The sequence below is a fragment of the Lichenicoccus roseus genome (assembly GCF_005844085.1).
Lineage (GTDB): Bacteria > Pseudomonadota > Alphaproteobacteria > Acetobacterales > Acetobacteraceae > Lichenicoccus > Lichenicoccus roseus.
Genome location: NZ_VCDI01000006.1, coordinates 18,483 through 37,832, shown reverse-complemented (window position 1 = coordinate 37,832; position 19,350 = coordinate 18,483). Strand labels below are relative to the sequence as shown.

The following is a 19,350-nucleotide window of genomic DNA, read 5'->3' as shown; positions in this document are numbered from 1 at the left end:
GTTCACCCATCGCGATCGGTGGGCTCAATGCGCGAAATGCTGCATGCCGCCATCCACCGCGATCACCGTGCCGGTGATGTACGAGGCGAGCGGCGAAGCGAGGAACGTCACCAGCGGCGCGAACTCCTCCGGCTCGCCGAAACGGCCCGCTGGGATGTTGGCGGCGATGAAGGCCTGCCGCTGCTGTTCGTCGGGATGCAGCCGCTCGCGGATCTGCTCGCTCCAGATCCGGCCGGGCGCCACTGCGTTCACGGTGACACCGTCGGGCGCAACCTCGCAGGAGAGCCCCTTCGACCACAGATGCAAGGCGCCCTTGGCGACTCCGGCGGCATTGAGTTGCCGGGGCTCCATGATGCCGCTGATGCTGATCACCCGCCCCCACCGGCGTGCGCGCATGCCCGGCAGCAGGCCGTGCGTCACCCGGCGCACGGCATCGTAGTTGAGGTCGAAGGACGCGTCCCAGACCGCATCCCCGGTCTCCGTCGTGGTCGGACGGGAGGCTCCGGCGGCGTTCACCACGATGTCGACCTGGCCCAGCCCGGACAGCGCCTCCGCGACGATGCGGTCCTGTCCGGCACGGTCGGCGATATCGGCCTCGATGACGACGGTGCCATTTCCGAGCGCGTCGGCCAGGGCGTGCAGCGCGTCGCCGCGCCGCGCGGTGATCGCGAGGCGGACGCCCTCGCCGGCAAGATGTCGGGCGATGGCGGCGCCGAGTCCGGCGCTGGCTCCGGTGACCAGGGCGGTCCTGCCCGCAAGATCGAGTTGCATGATGTCTGCCTCGTTGCTGTTGCCGGACCCTTCGCCCGGCTCACCGCATCTGGCGTCGAGCACCGCCTGGCAACATCCGCATTGATCTCATCGCATCGATGAGATTTACCTCAACAATGGCGTCCCCCAGCCTGCCAGCCCTCGAAGCCTTCGTCTCGGTAGCGCGCCATCGCAGCTTCAGCATGGCGGCGGCGGAGCGCGGGGTCAGCACGTCGGCGCTGAGCCACGTCATCCGGAGTTTGGAGGACGGGCTGGGCGTGCGGCTGTTCAACCGCACCAGCCGCAGCGTCCGCATCACGGCAGCCGGCGAGCATCTGTTGGCGTCCGTGCGTCCGGCGCTGGGCGATATCGCGGAGGCGGTCGATACGCTGGACAAGTTCCGCGACCGTCCGTCCGGACTGCTCCGGTTGAACGTTCCGCGTGTCGCACTGGTGTTGATCGTGCAACCGGTCCTGGCCCGTTTCCACGCCACCTATCCGGAGGTGCGCCTGGATGTCACCAGCGATGACGGCCTGGTCGACATCGTGGCCGGCGGATATGACGCCGGCATCCGCCGCGACCGGCGCCTGTCGCCGGGCATGATCGCAACGCCGATGGGGCCGGCCGGGAGGTTCGCCGTGGTCGGCTCGCCCGACTACCTGGCGCGGCGTGGGCGGCCGCTGGTCCCGCAGGACCTGCACTCGCATGCCTGCATCGAGCGGCGCTACCCGGGCGGAGCCCGCTATGCCTGGGAGTTCGCGCGCGCGGAGGAGATGCTGGAGATCGAGGTTACCGGGCCGCTGATCATCGATGACAGCGCCCTCATGATCCACGCGGCGACCGCCGGGATGGCTCTTGCCTTCGTGCACGAGGCGCTTGTCGCCGGACCTCTCGCGCGCGGGGATCTTGTGCGCGTCCTCGAGGACTGGTGCCCGGTGCTGCCACGCTTCCACCTCTACTATCCGGGACCCCGCCAGGTGCCGGCAGCTCTGCGGGCTTTCATCGAGAATGCGCGCGAGGTGCTCGGCGGCTGATGGTGCAAGGGAGTGCTCAGTGCAGGCGCTTCCTCAGCACGACGAACTCCAGATCGGGTCGCCTGGGGATCCCGAAGCGGTCATCGTCGTATGGGAACGGTTCTCTTTCCGCCGTCAGGATGTAGCCCCGGCGCTGATACCAGCCGATCAGGGTGTCGCGAACGTTCACAACTGTCATGCGGATCGCTTGCCCACCGTTCCGGCGCACCCATTCCTCGGAGGCAGCCAGCAGCTTCCGCCCGAGGCCGCCATTCTGTTCGCGAGGGTCGACAGTCAGCGACCCGAGATACCAGACCCCGTCATCCTCGGGTTCGAGCCATACGCATCCGAGGAGGCTGTCGAGGCCAGGCGTGCGGCAGACCAGCAGGGAGGCACGCACCCTGGTCGAGAGTTCGCTCCGGAGCTGGATCTCGGTGGTCCGGTCGCCATCGATGTAGTCGGCTTCGGAATTCCATCCGCCGTCCCGGCCCCGATAGGCCGCGTTCATCAGGGTGACGATGGAGCCAAGATCGGCGTCCAAGGCCTTTTCGAGGATCAGGGCGTTGTCGGCAGGCTCATCGAAGGCACGTATGGACATCTGGACACGCTCCCGCAGGAGGCGGGGTGATATACGCCCTGCCGCCTTGCAACTCTGTTCCCGGGGCCGCCGCCACATGCCGGAGCCTTCATGACGCGTGCCCTTGGCATACTTTATCTGGCGGCCTTCATCGATGCGACCAGCGTCGGCCTGATCATCCCGATCCTGCCCACGCTGCTGCGGCGGCTGGTGGATGGCGGCCCGGTGGTGTTGGAATACGGCCTGCTGGTGGCGGCGTTCGCTGCGATGCAGTTCCTGTTCGCGCCGGTGCTCGGTGCGCTCAGCGACCGTTACGGACGTCGCCCCATCATGCTGCTGTCGCTCGCCGGCGGCACCGTCGACTATCTGCTGACCGGGTTCGCGCCGACGCTGTGGCTGCTGTTCGTGGCGCGGCTGATCGGCGGCATGACGGCGGCCAACCTTGCGGTCGTCTCCGCCATGATCGCCGACCTCACCCCGCAGGAGGAGCGTGCCGCGCGCTACGGGACGATGAACGCCGTGCTCGGACTGGGCTGGATCGCCGGTCCGGCGCTGGGCGGCATCTTCGGCCAGGTGTCGCCGGTGCTGCCGTTCCTGCTCGCTGCCGGTTTCAACGGCCTCAACCTGCTGCTCGCGCTCTTCCTGCTGCCGGAGCCGCCGCGATCGCGCGCCGGGATGCCGCCGATCCGCCTGGCGCAGCTCAACGCCTTCGCATCGCTGCACTGGATCGGCACCTTGCCCCGGCTGGCGCCGCTGATCGCGCTCTATGCCGCCCTGTGCCTGCTCGGCCAGATCCCGGGCTCGCTCTGGGTGCTGTACGGCCAGGCCCGCTACGGCTGGGGGCCGGCGATGGTCGGCTGGTCGTTCGCCTGGTTCGGGCTGCTGTTCGCGCTGGCGCAGAAGCTGCTGCCCGGCCCGATGAACCGCCGGCTGGGCGAGCGGCGCACCCTGCTGGCCGGGATAGGGCTGGACGCACTCGCCTGCGCGCTGATGGGGGTCGCCAACCGTGGCTGGATGCCATTCGCGATCACCACCCTGTTCGGCGCCGGCAACGTGGGGATGCCCGCCCTGCAGAGCGCGATGTCCCGCGAGGTCGGCGAGGACCGGCAGGGTGAACTGCAAGGCAGCCTGGCAAGCCTCAACAGCCTTGCGTCGGTGGCCGGGCCGATCCTGGCGACGCTGGCGTTCGGCGCGACGCGCGAGACCATGCCGGGGGCGGTCTGGTTCGTCGCGGCGGTCGGATACCTCGCCTGCATGGTGTCGATCGGCGCGGTCGGCGGGGCAAGGACCCTGGTGCGGCCTTGACCTGGCGATCAGTCGGCAAAAACGCCTTGATCTGAAGTGGCCAGATGCCCGGGGATGGCGCGCGCCTGTATGGCGTCGACGCCGGCCCACCGTGTGCTGGAGGTGCGTGTCCATCCGGATCTGCCCTGCTCGCGGATCCCGTCCGACGACGTGCTGTCGAAGACCGGCCTGGCCGAGCTGGTTATCGAGACGGTGGCGGATATCGCTGACGATCCGATCGCCGCGCGAGCCCGGGTCGGTATGCTGCGGGACTTCGGGTCCGGCCCGCGCCTGTGGGGCTAGATCGAGGTCGCCCCAAGCTGTTTCAGCAGCGAAAGCGAGTCCACCATCGCCCAATGCTCCACGAGCTGTCCGCCTTCGAGCCGGAACAGGTCGAACACCTCGACATCGATCGCGCCGCCGGTCGGGGCGTGGCCAAGGAACTCCCCCGTGTGGGTCCCGCGGAAGCGCAGCCGCACCAGCACCTTGCCGTCATCCTCCATCACGTCGTGGATCGGCAGGTTGAGGTCGGGGACACCTGCCAGCAGCACGTCGTGGTGATGCTGCAGCCCCTCGATGCCGACGACCTCGTAGGGCAGGCCGGGATCGTGCCTGCGGAAATCCGGCCGCACGTTGCGCTGCCACCAATCCCGGTCGCCGCGGATGAAGGCGTCGAAATACTCGCGTGCGACCTGCTTGTCGTGCTCCCGGCCCATCGGCGTATCCATTTCCCTTAGTTGAACCTCTGCAGGAACCGCAGCCGCTCGCGGATCCGGCCAAGCCCGGCAACCGCGATCAAGGTCCCACCCCAGATCGTCAGGGTCAGGAACTGGCTGAAATTCATCAGGTTGAAGGCGGTCGAGATAAGCTGGAGGATGACCAGCGCGATCACCAGCCCGGTCACCTTGCCAAAACCGCCGGAGGGCGAAATGCCGCCGAGCACCGCCGCGAGGATGGTGATCAGCAGGTAGCTTTCGCCATAGGCGGCATTGGCCGAGTTGAAGCGCGCCATCATGATCAGGCCGCCGATCCCGGCCAGCAGGCTTGACGCGATATACACCTTCACCAGCGTGCGCTTCGTATGAACGCCGCTATAGCGGGTCGCCTCCTCGTTCGAGCCGACCATCGTCACCAGGTGGCCGAACGAGGTGTGGTTGAGGATCACCGACATCACCGCGGCGACGGCGATGAAGATCAGCATCACCAGCGGGACCCCGGCGATCGCGCCGTTGCCGATGAACACCATCGTGGCGGGGAATCCGGTCACCACGTTGCCGTGGGTGAGGCCGATGCTGATCCCCTTGACCAGCGTCATCGCTCCGAGCGTGGTCAGGATGGGCGAGACCTCGAGACGCGCGATGATCAGGCCGTTGACCAGGCCGATGACGCAGGCGAGGGCGAGGCCGGCCAGGATCGCGACCAGCTGCATGACGATCCAAAGCACGCCGGGCTGGTGCGGCACCAGCGCGTGGAACAGGAAGGCGACGGTCAGTGCCACCAGGTTGGCAGTCGAGATGATCGAGAGGTCGAGGCCGCCGGACAGCAGCGGCACCATCATCGCCAGTGACAGGATGCCGAGCTCCGGCAACTGGTAGGCCATCGAGCGGATCGAGGCGCCGTTGAACAGGGCGTTGCCGAGCACCACTCCGAACACCAGGACGAGCAGCAGCAGCAGGGCCGTGAGCCGGCTGTTCACCACGCCGATCCGCCGGATCACCGGCGCCAGTCCGCCCGGCCGTGACGCGCCGCGCACCGCGCTCATGCCGCGGCCACGATCGTGCGGCGGATCGCGGCGCGCTGGCGGCGGCGTTCCCAGGCGATCGTCGCGACTGCGGTCAGGAACACGAAGCCGGTGACGCAGTCGATCCAGAACGACGACACGCCGAGCAGGATCAGTCCGTTATGCACCATCGCCAGCAAGGCGAGGCCGATGAAGGTGCCCGACACGCTGCCGATGCCGCCGAGCAGGCTGGCGCCGCCGAGCACCACCGCCGCCAGCACGTCGAGCTCGCGTCCGACCAGCATGTTGGGCACCACCGAGCCCGCCACCTGCGCCTCCACGATCGAGGCCAGGCCGGCGGTGAAGCCCATGTAGCCGTAGGCGACCATGTTCAGCCGCAGCGTGCTGAAGCCGACCCGCTTGGCCGCTTCGGGATTGCCGCCGAGCGCGCGCAGTTGCCGACCGGTGGTGGTGCGGTTCAACAGCAGCCAGGTCAGCAGGAAGCTCAACCCGAGGCCGAGGATCTGCATGTTGAGGATGTACGGATTGCCGTGCGCGTCCGCGCCGATCACCCACGAGAGGCCGTCGATGTACCACCCGGGGAGCGTGTTGATCGAGTTGCCGTGGCTGAGGAACATCAGCAGCCCGTAATAGACGTTGAGCATGGCGATGGTGACGATGATGCTGGCGATGCGCAGCCAGGTCACCAGGATCGCGTTCAGCAGGCCGAGCAGCAGGCCCGAGCCGATCGCGATCCCGCACAGTCCCGCCCAGCCGAGATCGTAACGGCCGATCGCCGACACCGCGAGGAACTGCGCGATCGAGGCCACCGCGGTGAACGAGATATCTAGGCCGCCCGCGACGATCACCACAACCAGTCCGGCGGCGAGCATGCCCGGGAAGGCGTACGACGTCAGCAGGTCCAGGCCATTCTGGATCGAGAAGAAGTTCCTGGTGGCGAAGGAGAGGAACACGAACAGCAGCACGGTGACGGCGAGCAGCCGCGCCTCGTGCGTACGGGCGAAGGCGCGCAGGCCGCTACGCATCGACCGCCTCCTGCAGCACCGCTTCCTCGCAGCGATGCGGTTCGAACTCGCCGGTGATGCGGCCCTCCCGCATGACCAGCACGCGATGACTGTTGTAGAACACCTCGGGGATCTCGTCGGAAATCAGGATGACGGCCAGCCCCGCCTCGGCCAGGCGGCGCACGATCCGGTAGATGCCGTCCTTGGCGCCGACATCGACGCCCACCGTCGGACTGTCCAGGATCAGCAGCTTCGGTCCGGTGGCGAGCCATTTCGCCAGGCCGACGCGCTGCTGGTTGCCGCCCGACAAGGTGCTGACCGCATCGTCGGGACTGCCGATCTTGATGCCGAGCTCGCCGATCCAGTGCCGTACCAGATCCTGCCGCGCGTCTGCCGCCACCAGCCCCAGCCTGCCAAGCAGCCGGTCGATGACGGTGACCGCCACGTTGGCCGCGATCGGCTGCTCCATCACCAGGCCGAGCGACAGCCGGTCCTCCGACAGGTAGGCGATGCCGTGCTCGATCGCCTCGCGGTTCGAGTGCAGCGTGACCGGCCGGCCTGCGACCAGGATCTCGCCGCGATCGGGCCGGTGCATGCCGAACAGCGACAGCGCGAGCTCGGTGCGTCCGGAACCGAGGCGTCCGGTGATGCCGAGGATCTCGCCCTCACGCACCGACAGCGAAATATCCTCGTAGTCGCCGCTCCGGCTCAGTCCGCGCACCGACAGCACCGGCGGTGTCGGGGCACCGAGCGGGTCCATCACGTGATGCTCGAAGGAGCGGCCGGTCATCAACTCGCCCAGCCGGCGGCTGGTCATGTCGCGGGCATCGAAGGTGCCGCGCTTCTCGCCGTTCTGCAGCACCGTCACCCGTTCGGCGATTTCCAGCACCTCGTCGAGCCGGTGGCTGACGAACACCACCGCGACGGACCGGCGCTTCAGCTCCAGCGTCAGGTGCAGCAGCGCGTCCACCTCGCGGCGGGTCAGGGAGGCGGTCGGCTCGTCCATGATCACCAGCCGTGCCTCGTTGGCGCTTGCCCGGCAGATCGCGACAAGCTGCCGCTCGGCGATCGACAGGTCCGAGACATGCCTGTCCAGGTCGAGCGATACGCCGATCTGCTGCATGGCCGATCTCGCGATCCGCTGCACCGGTCCCCAGCGCAGGAGGCGGACGCCGCGCTGGTGCTCGATGGCGATGTTCTCCGCCACCGTCATGTTCGGGAACAGCGACAGGTCCTGGTAGATCACCTGGATGCCGCGTCGCAGGCTCTCGGCGGGCGTCAGGCCGGACTGCTCCTCGCCGTCGATGAGGATGGTGCCACCGGGATCCGGCGGGTGCACGCCTGCGATGATCTTGATGAGCGTAGACTTGCCGCAGCCGTTCTCGCCGGCGAGGCAGTGCACCTCGCCGGCTTCGATATCGAGATCGACCGACTTCAGCGCCTGCACGCCGCCGAAGCGCTTGGAGATGTTCCGCAGCTCGAGAAACCGGGCCATGCCGGATGCTGTCCGGGTCGCCCGATCAGACGCCGAGCTTCATCATGGCCGGCAGCGTCTGCTGGTTGAGCACCAGCATGCGCGACACGCTGATGAGCTGCTGGTCGGGTATCACTGTGGCCGGGCCGATGCCGGGGATGTCCATGCCGGTCTTGAACTCGGCCTTCTTGAGCACGAGGCTGGCGACCGCGACCATCGCCAGCCCGACCTCCTTCGGGTTCCAGAAGAAGACCTCCTTCAGCGCACCGGCCTCGACCAGCGGACCGGCCTGCGAGGGCAGCGCGAAGCCGGTGACGGAGAGCTTGCGCTGCAGGTGGCGCTGGCGGACGACGTTGCCGGCGCCGATCGGACCGTTCGAGCCGAAGCCGATCACGCCGCGCAGGTCCGGATAGGCCTGCAGGGCGTTGCGCACCACGTTCTCGGTGGTGTCGATCTCGTCGGCGCCGGGGAAGCGGTTGGTCGCCAGCGTCATGTTGGGATAGTTCTTCTTCTGGTAGGCGATGGCGGCATCGCACCAGAGATTATGCAGCGGCGTCGTCAGGGTGCCGACGATGCAGATATATTGTCCGGTCCCACCCATCTGGCGGGCAAGGGACTTCATCATCGCCTCGCCGAATTCGGTGCTGTTCACCATCTCGACGTCCCAGGTGCGGCCGGCCATCTTCGGGCCTTCCTGGGTGATCACGATGATGCCGGCATCGCGGGCGCGTTGCACCACCGGCGCCAGCACGTCGACATCGAGCGGGATCAGCCCGAGCACGTTGACCTTCTTGGCGATGGTGTCCTCGACCAGCCGGACCTGCTGCGCCGGATCGACATGCGCCGGACCGACCATGCTGGAATCGATTCCCATCTGCTTGCCGGCGGAGACCAGTCCCTGTTCCAGCAGGGAGAAATAAGGGACGCCGACGATCTTGGCGACGGTGGTCATCGTCGGCATCGCGGCGGCGGATACCGGCTCCGGAAACCCGAGCGCGCCCATCGCGGCAACGCCGGTCGCCATCGTCACGAATTCACGACGCTTCATCCTGGTGTCTCTCCCGATCCGGCTGCCATGCCGGTTGTTGTTCACTACAGTCCGAGCGCGGGCGCGTGCAGGGCAAGGCCGTTGCAGGATATCGGCAGGGCCTCGACATGGCCGTCGCCGACTTCGGTAACCAGCAGGGTGTTGCCGTCGAGCGCGAAGGCGCAGTTGGTCGGACAGGATCCCCGCAGCGCCAGCCGCTCCTCGACACGTCCGCCGGCGCCGAGCACCGTGACGTTGCCCTGGCCATAGACGGTGCAATAGAGCCGCCCGTCGGATCCGAACTTCATCCCGTCGGGACCCTTGAGGCCGTCCTTGTCGTCCGGCTGCAGCACGTTGCCGAACAGTTCGCGGCGTGCCTCGGCGCCGCCGAAGATGTCGTAGCGGTAGATGTCACCGGGGAACGATGCGTTGGCGTACAGGACACCAGCCTTGTCGAAGGCGATCCCGTTGGTGAACAGGATGCCGTGGTCGATGTGGCGCAGTACCGCGCCTCGTTTCGGATCGATCTCGTACACACGGCCGTCCCAGGGTAGCGACATGAAGTCCTCGACGAAATTCTGTCCATCGAGGAAATCGGTGAGCGCCAGTCCGGAGTCCGTCATGTACAGATGCCCGTCGGGACCGAAGGCGAGGTCGTTGGGGAAGGCGAAGCGGCCATCCGGCGGACCGTCGATGCGCAGGATCTCGCGTCCGTCCGGTGCTACGCACAGCAGCGCTCGCAGCCCGGCTTCCGCGATCCAGAGATTGCCGTCGCCATCCACGGCAAGGCCGTTAGGGCGGCCGCCGGTGGTGACCACCACGCTGCGCTCGGCATAGGCTCCCGCATCCGGCGCCGACAGCCGGCTGACGCATTGCCGGTCGCCGGACATCTCGGTCACGTACAGCGCGCCACCGGGTAGTGCGACCGGGCCCTCCGGCGCACCGATATTGCGGGCGAACAAGGTGTGCATCGCAGTCCGTCCTCCCACGGCGCCGGCGTTGATCGCCACGCTCGTTCTGTAGTGCGGCAACTTTCTAGAGCCACGCCTTGACGGTTGTCATCACCGCATCGACGGACAGGCCGTAGCGGTCGTGCAGCGTCGGCAACGCGCCGGCATCGAGGAATGCATCCGGCAGCGCGATCTGGCGGAACCGCGCCGCGATCCCGTTGCGCATCAGCACGCCGGCGACCGCCTCGCCGAGGCCGCCTACGATGGAATGGTTCTCCGCCACCACCACAAGCCGGCCTGGCTTCCCGGCTTCGGCAACGATCGTGGCCTCGTCGAGCGGCTTGATCGTCGGCACGTGCAGCACGGCGGCGGAAATCCGGTCTGTCGCCAGGCGCTCGGCGGCTTTCAGGACGCGCATCGTCATCAGGCCGCTCGAGATGAACAGCACGTCGCTCCCGTCGACCAGCCGCTTCGCGCGCCCGATCTCGAACCGGTAGTCGTAGCGGTCCAGGACCACCGGCACCTTGCCACGCAGCAGCCGCATGTAGACCGGACCGGCATGGTCCGCCATTGCCGGCACCGCCTGCTCGATTTCCAGCGCGTCGCACGGGTCAATGATGGTGAGGTTCGGCATGCCGCGGAAGATCGCCAGATCCTCGGTTGCCTGATGGCTCGGGCCGTAGCCGGTGGTGAGGCCGGGCAGCGCGCAGGCGATCTTGACGTTGAGGTTCTCCTCCGCGATCGCCATCGCGATGAAGTCGTATGCGCGGCGGGAGGCAAACACCGCATAGGTGGTGGCGAACGGGATGAAGCCCTCGCGCGCAAGTCCGGCGGCGGCGCCCATCAGCAACTGCTCCGCCATGCCCATCTGGTAGAACCGGTCCGGGTAGGCTTTGGCGAACACATGCAGGTCGGTGTATTTCGCAAGATCCGCAGTCATGCCGACAACCTCCGGACGCTCGGCTGCGAGCTTCACCAGCGCCTCGCCGAACGGGGCCTGCCGCGTCTCGTCCTGCGCGTCCGCGATCGAGGCGATCATCGCCGAGGTGCGCAGCCTTGCCGCACCCGATTGCGAAAGATCCGGACGCCTGTACTTGTCGCGCATCAGAGTGGCCTCGCCGCGTCCAGGACCTCGAGCGCCTGGCTCCATTCCTCGGGGCCGACATTGAGGAAGTGGTTGCGCTCCCGAGCCTCCAGGAACGGCACGCCGCGGCCCATCTTCGTATCGCAGATCACGATGCGCGGTCCCGGCCAGTCGTGGTGGCGGGCACGGTCGAACGCCGTGGTCAGGGCGTCGAGGTCGTTGCCGTCGACGCGCTGCACGAACCAGCCGAACGCCTCGAACTTCGGCCCGAGCGGCTCGAACGCCATGATCCCGGTCGACGGTCCGTCGGCCTGCATGTTGTTCACGTCGACGATGCCGATCAGGTTGGCGAGGCGGTGCGTGCTGGCCGACATCGCCGCCTCCCAGGTCGCGCCCTCGTCGAGTTCGCCGTCGGAGAACAGCGTGTAGACGAAGCTGCCCAACGATTTGCGACGCAGGCCGAGCGCCACGCCGATGGCGATCGGCAGTCCCTGGCCGAGCGAGCCGCCGGTGATTTCCATGCCCGGCGTATAGGCTGCCATGCCGGACATCGGCAGCCGGCTGTCGTCGGCGCCGTAGGTGGGGATTTCCTCCTCGGGGATGATCGCGGCCTCGATCAGGGCCGCGTACAGCGCGATGGCATAGTGCCCGATCGAGAGCAGGAAACGATCGCGCCCTTCCCATTCGGGATCGTCGGCGCGGTAGGTCATGGCGTGGAAATACGAGACCGCCAGCACGTCGGCGATACCGAGCGCCTGCGCGATGTAGCCCTGGCCCTGCACCTCGCCCATCAGCAGCGCATGGCGGCGTATGCGATAGGCCCGCTGCGCGAGGCTTGCATTCGAGATCGCTCTCGACACCGGTGCGGGTGGGTCCTGGACAGTCATCGGCGCGAGCGTTCCCTGGACGGCACCCGTTGCGGCGCCTTCGGCCGCGTGCCCGGCCTTGCGGGACATATGCTCTGCCGCGACGCCACCTCCCACAACTGCAAAGTTTACAAGATAAGGTGAATTCTGCTCAACTTGGCCATGCTCAAGAATGTCTCGCTGTCGGCGATGCGGGCCTTCGAGGCGGCGGCGCGTACCGGGTCCTTCAAGGCCGCCGCGACCGAACTCGGGCTGTCGCCCAGCGCCATCAGCCACGCGATCTTCACCCTGGAGCGGTCGCTGGGAGTGCCGCTGTTCGAGCGCGACGGCCGGACCATCCTGCTGAGCGCCGATGGCGAACAGCTCATGCGGCATGTCGGCGAGGCATTCGAGGAACTCCGCCGCGGTGTCGATGCCGTCACCAACAGGGGGCCGCAACTGCTCCGCCTGCATTCGGCTCCCAGCTTCGCCGCTCAGTGGCTGTCGCCGCGCCTGCCTTCGTTCATGCGAGCCTGTCCGGAGATCGCCGTAAGGTTATCGGCGAGCACCGACTACGCCTCGTTCGCCAGCGACGATTTCGATGCCGACATCGTCTACGGCCTGCCGCGTCGCGGCGTGACGCCACTCGGGCTCGGTCAGGAAGTGGTCACGCCGATCTGCGCACCGGCGCTCGCTGCGCGTCTTGCCTCACCGGCCGACCTGCTGTCGCTGCCGCTGATCCAGAGCGAACGCAAGCAGGTGCGCTGGCCGGACTGGTGCGCCGAGAATGGCATCCGACCTCCTTCGCAGCAGGGCGGTCTGCGCTTCGACCGCAGCTTCCTGGCGATTGCCGCGGCGGTAAACGGTCTCGGCGTCGCGCTGGAATCGACCCTGCTCGCGGAGCGCGAATTGGCCGACGGATCGCTTGTCGCCCCGGTGCTCCGCTCTGCCCGCAACATCACCTATGTCGGGCACCATCTCGTCTGTCCACCGAACGGCGTACGCCGCAGGCCGGTGCGGGCCTTCGGGGCATGGATGTTCGCACAGCTCGGCGTGAACGCACCCGATTGGTGAGCGCGGCTCAGCCTGGGTTCAGTTTATTTCGTTTGCGGCATCTCAAGACAAGCGGTCATGACTGCGCGGTCGAACCAGAAGATCGGCAACCAGAGGACCGGCATGATGCTGCTCGAAGGCAAGGTCGCTGTCATCTCCGGCGCCGCCGGGCCGCGCGGCATCGGCATGGCGACTGCCCGGCTGTTCGCCGAACATGGAGCCCGGGTGGCAATCCTGGATCTCGACCGCACCGCACCGGCCGCCACGGCGGCGGCGCTCGGAGGCGCGTATCGCGGCTATGCCTGCGACGTCTCGAGCCGGCAGGACTCGCAGCAGGCGATTGCGGCGGTACTGGACGCATTCGGGAAAGTCGACATCCTGGTCAACAACGCCGGTGTCACCCAGCCGCGCCAGATCATGCAGGTCGAGCCTGAAGACTACGAGTTCGTGCTCGACGTGAACTTGCGCGGCACGCTCTACCTCAGCCAGGCGGTAATCCCGCACATGCGCGCCCGCAGGCAGGGCTCGATCGCCTGCACGTCGTCGGTATCGGCGCAACGCGGTGGCGGTATCTTCGGCGGCCCGCACTATTCCGCCGCCAAGGCCGGCATACTCGGTCTCGCGAAGGCAATGGCGCGCGAACTCGGAGCGGACAACATCCGGGTGAACTGCGTGACGCCGGGCCTGATCCAGACCGACATCACCGGCGACAAGCTGACCGACGCGATGAAGGCGGAGATCGCCAGCGGCATCCCGCTCGGCCGCCTCGGCACGCCGCTGGATGTCGCCCGGGCGATGCTGTTCCTGGCGTCCGACCTGTCGGCCTATGTAACCGGCGCGACCATCGACGTGAATGGCGGCATGCTGATCCATGGATGACGCAAGCTAGTCCCGCCGCCATACCACCTGCGCGTTGAGGAATTCGCGCAAACCGAAGTGCGACAACTCGCGGCCGTAGCCGCTGCGCTTGACGCCACCGACCGGGGTGCGCGGATCCGACGCGGTGAAGCCGTTGATGAATACCCCGCCGGCCTCGATATGCCGGGCGAGTCGTTCGGCCAGCGCCCGGTCGCGGGTCCAAAGATTGGCGCTCAGCCCATATTCGGTGGCATTCGCCAGGCTCAACGCGTGGTCGGCATCCCGCGCCACCACCAGCGACGCGACCGGGCCGAAGGTCTCCTCGTCGAAGGCGGTGTTGCCGGGTTCGATACCGGCGAGGATGGTCGGCTCGTAGAACCAGCCGGGTCCCTGGCGCGGATGGCCGCCGAGCAGCACCCGCGCTCCGCCTGCGACAGCCTTCTGCACCTGCTCGTCGAGCGTGTCGCGCAGATCCTCGCGCGCTATCGGGCCGATGGTGGTGGCCTCCTCGGTCGGGTCGCCGACGACCAGGCGGCGCGCCGCCTCGACGAACTTCCGGGTGAACGCATCGGCGATCGGCTGCTCCAGGATGAAGCGCTTGGCGGCAAGACAGACCTGGCCGCAATTGGCAAACCGTCCGCCGATCGCGGCGGCGACCGCGCGGTCGAGGTCGGCGTCGGCCAGCACGATGAACGGATCCGAGCCGCCCAGCTCCAGAACCGACTTCTTCAGCGCCCGGCCGGCCATGGCGGCCACCGCGCTGCCGGCGCGCGGGCTGCCGGTGAGGGTGACGGCGGCGATGCGCGGATCGTCGATGATCGCCTCGATCGGGTCGTTGCCGACGTTGACCACGCCGAACACCCCGCGCGGCGCGCCGGCCCGCAGCCAGGCCGCTTCGAGCGCGTAGGCCGATCCCATCACGTTGGGTGCATGCTTGAGCAGGAAGCTGTTGCCGCCCAGTGCGATCGGTACTGCGGCGCGCATGGCCTGCCAGAGCGGGAAATTCCACGGCATGATGCCAAGCACGGTGCCGATCGGCCGGTAGCAGACGCGCACGTCCTCGCCCTCCACCGGTGCCTGCTCGTCCGCAAGGAAACCAGGACCGTTCTGCGCGAACCAGCGAGCGGTGGTGGCGCACTTGCGGATCTCGGCCCGCGCCTCCGCCAGCGTCTTGCCCATCTCCGCGGTGATCAGCGCGGCCAGCGTCTCGATGTCGGCCTCCAGCGCATCCGCCAGCCGGGCCAGCACGGCGGCGCGCTCATCGACCGGTGTGTCGCGCCAGTCCAGGTAGCCGGTCCGGGCCTCGGTCAGCCTGCGCTCGATGCCCTCCGCATCGTCGTGGCGGTAGCGTGCCAGCACCGCGCCGGTGGCGGGATTGCGGGACACCGCCTCGGTCTCCGCGGACGCATCGCGACGGGTGGGCACGCTCTCAGGCATGGCTCAACTCTTCCGATCGGGCCGTGAAGTTGGGGTTCCCCACCGAGGCAGAAAAGGCAGCCTCAGGAGGGGGTCAGGATGTCCCGGATCCGGGTTGCCAGGCTTTCCATGGTGAACGGCTTGCTCATGATCTGCATGCCCGGCTCCAGCATGCCGTTGCCGACCACCGCATTCTCCGCATAACCGGTGATGAACAGCACCTTCAGCGCCGGGGTGCCGACGCGGGCGGCATCCGCAAGCTGGCGACCGTTCATGCCGCCAGGCAGCCCGACATCGGTGACCAGCAGGTCGATCCGTCGCCCCGACTGCAGGGCCCGCAAGCCGGCGGCGCCGTCCGACGCCTCGACCGCGTGGTAGCCCAGTTCGGACAGCACCTCGACCACCAGCATGCGTACGGTGGGCTCGTCATCAACCACCAGCACGGTCTCGCCGTCGCCGGCGCGCGGCGCTGCCGCCAGCATCGCGCCCGCCTTGTCCTCGTCCACCGCGCCATCGTGGCAGGGCAGGTAGAGTGTCACCCCGGTGCCTTCGCCGACGGTGCTGTGGATGCGGATCTGGCCGCCGGACTGCTTGACGAAGCCGTAGATCATGGAGAGCCCCAGGCCGGTGCCCTGGCCGAGCGGCTTGGTGGTGAAGAACGGGTCGAATGCACGCTCAACCACGTCGGGCGGCATGCCGGTGCCGGTATCGGTAGCACTCAGCGCCACGTAGCGTCCTTCCGGCAGGTCGCGCATGTGCGAGGCGTACGGGTCCACCATCCGGTTCGCGGTCTCGATGGTCAGCCGGCCCCCCCCGGGCATGGCGTCGCGGGCGTTGATGCACAGGTTGAGCAGCGCGTTCTCGAGCTGGTTCGGATCGCACAGCGTCGGCCACAGGTCGGGGGTCTTCACCACCACGAGGTCGATCTCCGGTCCGACGGTACGCCGGATCAGCTCCTCGATGCCTTCGACCAGCCGGTCGACATCGACCGTGCGCGGATCCAGGGTCTGCCGGCGCGAGAACGCAAGCAGCCGGTGGGTCAGTGCCGCGGCCCGGTTGGCGGCCCCCTGCGCCGCATTCACGTAGCGGCCGAGATCGCCGATGCGGCCCTGCCCGATCCGGGTCTGCATCAGCTCCAGGCTGCCGACGATGCCGGTCAGCAGGTTGTTGAAGTCGTGCGCAAGGCCGCCGGTAAGCTGTCCCACCGCCTCCATCTTCTGGCTCTGCCGCAGCTGCTCCTCGAGGCTCTTGCGGGCAGTCATGTCGCGGCCGGCAGCGTAGAACTCGTCGCCGTCCGGCAGGCAGGTCCAGCTGTACCAGCGATAGAAGCCACCGCTGGCGCGCAACCTGGTGTCGAGGTCGCCGACGGGCTCGCCGGCGCGCAGCCGATCGAGCGCCGCACGCACCGGCGCCGCATCCTCGGGATGCAGCAGGGTCTCGAAGCGCAGTCCGGTCAGGCTCGACGCCTGGTAGCCGAGCGCCTCGGTCCAGGCGGTGTTGACGTTGCGGACATGGCCGTCATGGCCGCAGGTGACGAACAGGTCCGGGCTGACCCGCCAGACCAGGTCGCGCTCGCGCGTGCGCTCGCCGACCTCGGCCTCCAGCGTCTCGTTGAGGCGTCGCAGATCGGCCTCGGCGCGCACCCGTTGCGCCGCCGCCCAGGTGCGGTCGGCGAGGGTGCGTATGAAGGCGATGTCCTCGGGGCACCAGCTCCTGGTCAGCGTGTCGTGCAGGAACAGCACGGCGACCAGTTCGCCGCGCTCCATCAGCGGCACATTCAGCAGGCTCTCGATCTGCAGATCGCGCATCTTGTCGGCGAACGCTCTGGTGCGCGGATCCGCCGAGACATCCGGGATTGCGACAATCTCGCCGCGCAGCAGATCCGCGAGGAAGCTGCCATGATCGCTGACCTGGTGATCGCCGGCGATGCTGGAGACGGTATCGTCGGCGCACCAGTCGCGCTCGATGATGAGCAGCTGGCGCTGGCGGTCCACGCGCCCATAGCCTGCCCGGCGCACGTTCAGGGTGCGGCCCAGGGTCTCGGCCAGGATCCCGGCCATCGCGGCGGTGTCGCGCAGGTCGCGCAACCGGTCGCCGAGCTCGAGCTCGGCCGCCTGCCGCAGGGCGTGGCGCTTGCGGCTGTCGATGTCGAACAGGAGGCCGGGAAAGCGCAGCGCGCCGCCGTCCGGGTCGCGCTCGCAGATGCCGTTCGCTTCGATCCACAGCCAGGAGCCGTCGAACTGCCGGACCCGGTAGTCGGCGCGGTAGCGGCTGCCCTGGACGACCGCTTCGCCGATCAGCGCCTGCACCCTCAGCTGGTCGTCGGGATGGATGGCCGCGAGGGCGCGGCCAAGTGGCACGCCGGCGGACATCGCGGCCGGGTCCAAGCCGAAGGTGCGGGCGAAGCGCTCGTCGCCGGTGAGCCGGTTTGCCGGAACGTCCCAGAGGAAGGTGCCGATGACCGCGCCGGCTTCCAGGGCGAGTTCGATGCGCTCGCTGGCCTGGCGCTGCTCGGTGATGTCGCGAGAGATCGCCAGCAGCTTCTCGGGCAGCCCGTCGGCTCCGAGCATCGGCGTCACCACCACGTCCCAGTAGCGGTTGGCGCCCTTCATGGTGTTGGCATAGCCGTGGAACCGGCCGACGCCGCCGCGACGCGCGGTCTCTACCGCCGCAATGGCGTCGCGATTGCCCTGGTGCTTCCAGAAGGTCGGCCACGGGCAGCCACGCACCTTGGTGAAATCGTCCAACTCCAGGGCGCGCATGCCGCCGTCGCTGATGAACAGCACGCGGCCGTCCGTATCGAGCACTTTGATGCAGTCGCTGGAGCTGGCCAGGATCCGGCGATTGAACTCCTCGCTGGCCTGCAGGGCCGCCTCTGCGGAGCGCGCCGCGGTGATGTCGATGGCGATGCCGGTGTGGCGCAGCGCCCTCTGGCCATCATGCTCGTAGCACCGCCCGCGCACCATCAGCCAGCGCACCTGGCCTTCCTCGGTCGAACCCCCTGCAGGCAGACCGTTGGATTGAAGCACCCGGAACTGCTCGGCGAAGTCGGTGCTGCTGGTCTCGGCGCGCCGTATGCTGTCGGCGGTGCGGGCGCGATCGTCCGGATGCAGCCGGTCCAGCAGCTCGCCGATGGAAACGCCGTCCTGCAGCTGGTTCGGATCGAGGGAATGGAAGGCGGCGAAGGAGGCATCTCCGCGCAGCAGCCCCGATCGTACGTCCCAGTCGAAGAAGCCGACCAGGCCGGTATCGAGCGCGGTCTCGATCCGCTCGCGGCTGTCGCGCAACGCGCGGACCGCCATGCGCTGCTCGGTGCGGTCGCGCATGATCTTGATGAAGCCGTCGACGGCGCCGGTGTCGTCGCGCAGCGCCATCATCTCGCCCGATGCCCAGAAGCGGATGCCGTTCCGCTTCAGGTGCCAGCGCTCGTCGTTGCCGCGGCCATGGCGCAGGGCGCTTTCCATCTCGGCCGCCGGGATGCCGGCGGCGATATCCTCGGGCGTGAACAGGCGCTCCGCCGGGCAGCCAAGCATCTCCGCCTCGGTCCAGCCCAGGATGCGGGTGGCGCCGTCGTTCCAGCTGGTGACGCGCCCGGCGACGTCGAAGCTGATGATCGCGTAGTCGATGGCGCTGTCCAGGATCCGCCTGCTGAGCCGAGCATCGCGCGTTCCTGCTTCCGGGTCGCCGACCGGGAGGGTGTCGAGTTCGTCCGAGGACACCGTCTCAGGCCTCCAGCGCGATGAGCTCGGCCTCGACATGCGTGCCGCTCACATGCAGCCGGCCGAGCGTGACCGGTAGCGAGAAGCGCCGGCGTCCGGCGCTGCCCGGATTGACGAACAGCACGCCGTCGCGCTCCTGCAGGCCGGGATGGTGCGAGTGCCCGGACACCACCACCCGGATGCCGGCCGCGGCCGGATCAAGCGTCAGGGTGGCGAGGTCGTGCAGCACGTGGATCGCGACCGCGCCGACCTGAAGGGTGGTCCGCTCCGGCAGCAGGCAGGCAGGCGGGCTCTCGTCGATGTTGCCGCGCACCGCCACCACCGGCGCAACGGCGCCCAGGGCCGGGAGGATCTCGCCGCCGCCGACATCGCCGGCATGGATGATCGCCTCGCTGCCGCGCAGGGCGTCGAGCGCCGCCGGGCGCAGCAATCCGTGCGTATCCGAGATCAATCCGATGAGGCGGGACGGCGCCGTCATGCGCATGCGCTTCCTGTGATCGGCCCTGCCGGACCTGGGCGAAGGGGGCTCGAAGGAACGGAGCTATGCCAGACCGC

The 19,350-nt window shown here is 68.2% G+C and carries 18 protein-coding genes; 5 read left to right on the top strand and 13 right to left on the bottom strand.

Going from position 1 to position 19,350, the window contains the following annotated elements; translation table 11 throughout:
• Positions 1-24: 24 nt before the first annotated feature.
• Positions 25-834, bottom strand: a complete 810-nt coding sequence (locus FE263_RS15980) for an SDR family NAD(P)-dependent oxidoreductase (protein WP_240759781.1) — start codon at positions 832-834, stop codon at positions 25-27.
• Positions 835-887: 53 nt separating this feature from the next.
• Here FE263_RS15980 and FE263_RS15975 point away from each other — a divergent pair, with 53 nt between their 5' ends.
• Positions 888-1,784: a LysR family transcriptional regulator gene (locus FE263_RS15975; RefSeq protein WP_138327042.1), complete on the top strand. Its 897-nt coding sequence runs from the start codon at positions 888-890 to the stop codon at positions 1,782-1,784.
• Positions 1,785-1,800: 16 nt separating this feature from the next.
• Here the strand turns inward: FE263_RS15975 and FE263_RS15970 are convergent, their stop codons facing one another.
• Positions 1,801-2,439, bottom strand: coding sequence for a GNAT family N-acetyltransferase (locus FE263_RS15970; protein ID WP_138327041.1), 639 nt, complete (start codon positions 2,437-2,439; stop codon positions 1,801-1,803).
• A 12-nt stretch (positions 2,440-2,451) separates the two neighbouring features.
• On the opposite strand from FE263_RS15970, the gene FE263_RS15965 reads away from it, so the two are divergent.
• Together FE263_RS15965 and FE263_RS15960 are read left to right on the top strand one after the other, a co-directional pair.
• Positions 2,452-3,645 carry a TCR/Tet family MFS transporter gene (locus FE263_RS15965; protein WP_138327040.1) on the top strand — a complete coding sequence of 398 codons (1,194 nt, stop codon included), beginning with the start codon at positions 2,452-2,454 and terminating at the stop codon, positions 3,643-3,645.
• A gap of 69 nt (positions 3,646-3,714) precedes the next feature.
• Positions 3,715-3,927 (top strand): hypothetical protein, encoded by a 213-nt coding sequence (locus FE263_RS15960; RefSeq protein ID WP_138327039.1) that lies wholly within the window; start codon positions 3,715-3,717, stop codon positions 3,925-3,927.
• On the opposite strand, the gene FE263_RS15955 is transcribed toward FE263_RS15960, so the two are convergent.
• The 8 genes from FE263_RS15955 to FE263_RS15920 form a co-directional block, all read right to left on the bottom strand.
• Positions 3,924-4,340 (bottom strand): ester cyclase, encoded by a 417-nt coding sequence (locus FE263_RS15955; protein WP_171034145.1) that lies wholly within the window; start codon positions 4,338-4,340, stop codon positions 3,924-3,926. The two genes, FE263_RS15960 and FE263_RS15955, sit on opposite strands and share 4 nt — an antisense overlap.
• A gap of 17 nt (positions 4,341-4,357) precedes the next feature.
• Positions 4,358-5,386: an ABC transporter permease gene (locus FE263_RS15950; protein ID WP_138327037.1), complete on the bottom strand. Its 1,029-nt coding sequence runs from the start codon at positions 5,384-5,386 to the stop codon at positions 4,358-4,360.
• The gene (locus FE263_RS15945; protein ID WP_138327036.1) at positions 5,383-6,390 is read right to left on the bottom strand and encodes an ABC transporter permease; all 1,008 of its coding nucleotides are present in this window, start codon (positions 6,388-6,390) and stop codon (positions 5,383-5,385) included. Before FE263_RS15945 ends, FE263_RS15950 begins: the two co-directional genes overlap by 4 nt.
• Complete coding sequence (locus FE263_RS15940) at positions 6,383-7,864, bottom strand: sugar ABC transporter ATP-binding protein (protein ID WP_138327035.1); 1,482 nt, start codon at positions 7,862-7,864, stop codon at positions 6,383-6,385. The genes FE263_RS15945 and FE263_RS15940 overlap by 8 nt, the downstream gene beginning before the upstream one ends.
• A 25-nt stretch (positions 7,865-7,889) precedes the next feature.
• Positions 7,890-8,891: a substrate-binding domain-containing protein gene (locus FE263_RS15935; RefSeq protein WP_138327034.1), complete on the bottom strand. Its 1,002-nt coding sequence runs from the start codon at positions 8,889-8,891 to the stop codon at positions 7,890-7,892.
• Between the two features lie 44 nt (positions 8,892-8,935).
• Entirely contained in the window at positions 8,936-9,841 is a 906-nt protein-coding gene (locus FE263_RS15930; protein ID WP_138327033.1) for an SMP-30/gluconolactonase/LRE family protein, read from the bottom strand.
• Between the two features lie 64 nt (positions 9,842-9,905).
• Positions 9,906-10,925, bottom strand: a complete 1,020-nt coding sequence (locus tag FE263_RS15925) for a transketolase family protein (protein WP_138327032.1) — start codon at positions 10,923-10,925, stop codon at positions 9,906-9,908.
• Positions 10,925-11,791, bottom strand: coding sequence for a transketolase (locus FE263_RS15920; RefSeq protein ID WP_171034144.1), 867 nt, complete (start codon positions 11,789-11,791; stop codon positions 10,925-10,927). The genes FE263_RS15925 and FE263_RS15920 overlap by 1 nt, the downstream gene beginning before the upstream one ends.
• Positions 11,792-11,932: 141 nt before the next feature.
• On the opposite strand from FE263_RS15920, the gene FE263_RS15915 reads away from it, so the two are divergent.
• Complete coding sequence (locus FE263_RS15915; RefSeq protein ID WP_138327031.1) at positions 11,933-12,823, top strand: LysR substrate-binding domain-containing protein; 891 nt, start codon at positions 11,933-11,935, stop codon at positions 12,821-12,823.
• A 57-nt stretch (positions 12,824-12,880) separates the two neighbouring features.
• Positions 12,881-13,681, top strand: coding sequence for a glucose 1-dehydrogenase (locus FE263_RS15910; RefSeq protein WP_240759779.1), 801 nt, complete (start codon positions 12,881-12,883; stop codon positions 13,679-13,681).
• 6 nt (positions 13,682-13,687) lie between these two features.
• Here the strand turns inward: FE263_RS15910 and FE263_RS15905 are convergent, their stop codons facing one another.
• The 3 genes from FE263_RS15905 to FE263_RS15895 all read right to left on the bottom strand — a co-directional run bounded on the left by FE263_RS15905 (position 13,688) and on the right by FE263_RS15895 (position 19,273).
• The gene (locus FE263_RS15905; RefSeq protein ID WP_138327030.1) at positions 13,688-15,097 is read right to left on the bottom strand and encodes an NAD-dependent succinate-semialdehyde dehydrogenase; all 1,410 of its coding nucleotides are present in this window, start codon (positions 15,095-15,097) and stop codon (positions 13,688-13,690) included.
• A 62-nt stretch (positions 15,098-15,159) separates the two neighbouring features.
• Positions 15,160-18,795 (bottom strand): PAS domain S-box protein, encoded by a 3,636-nt coding sequence (locus FE263_RS15900; RefSeq protein ID WP_171034143.1) that lies wholly within the window; start codon positions 18,793-18,795, stop codon positions 15,160-15,162.
• Between the two features lie 4 nt (positions 18,796-18,799).
• Entirely contained in the window at positions 18,800-19,273 is a 474-nt protein-coding gene (locus FE263_RS15895) for a metallophosphoesterase family protein (protein WP_138327028.1), read from the bottom strand.
• Positions 19,274-19,350 lie beyond the last annotated feature (77 nt).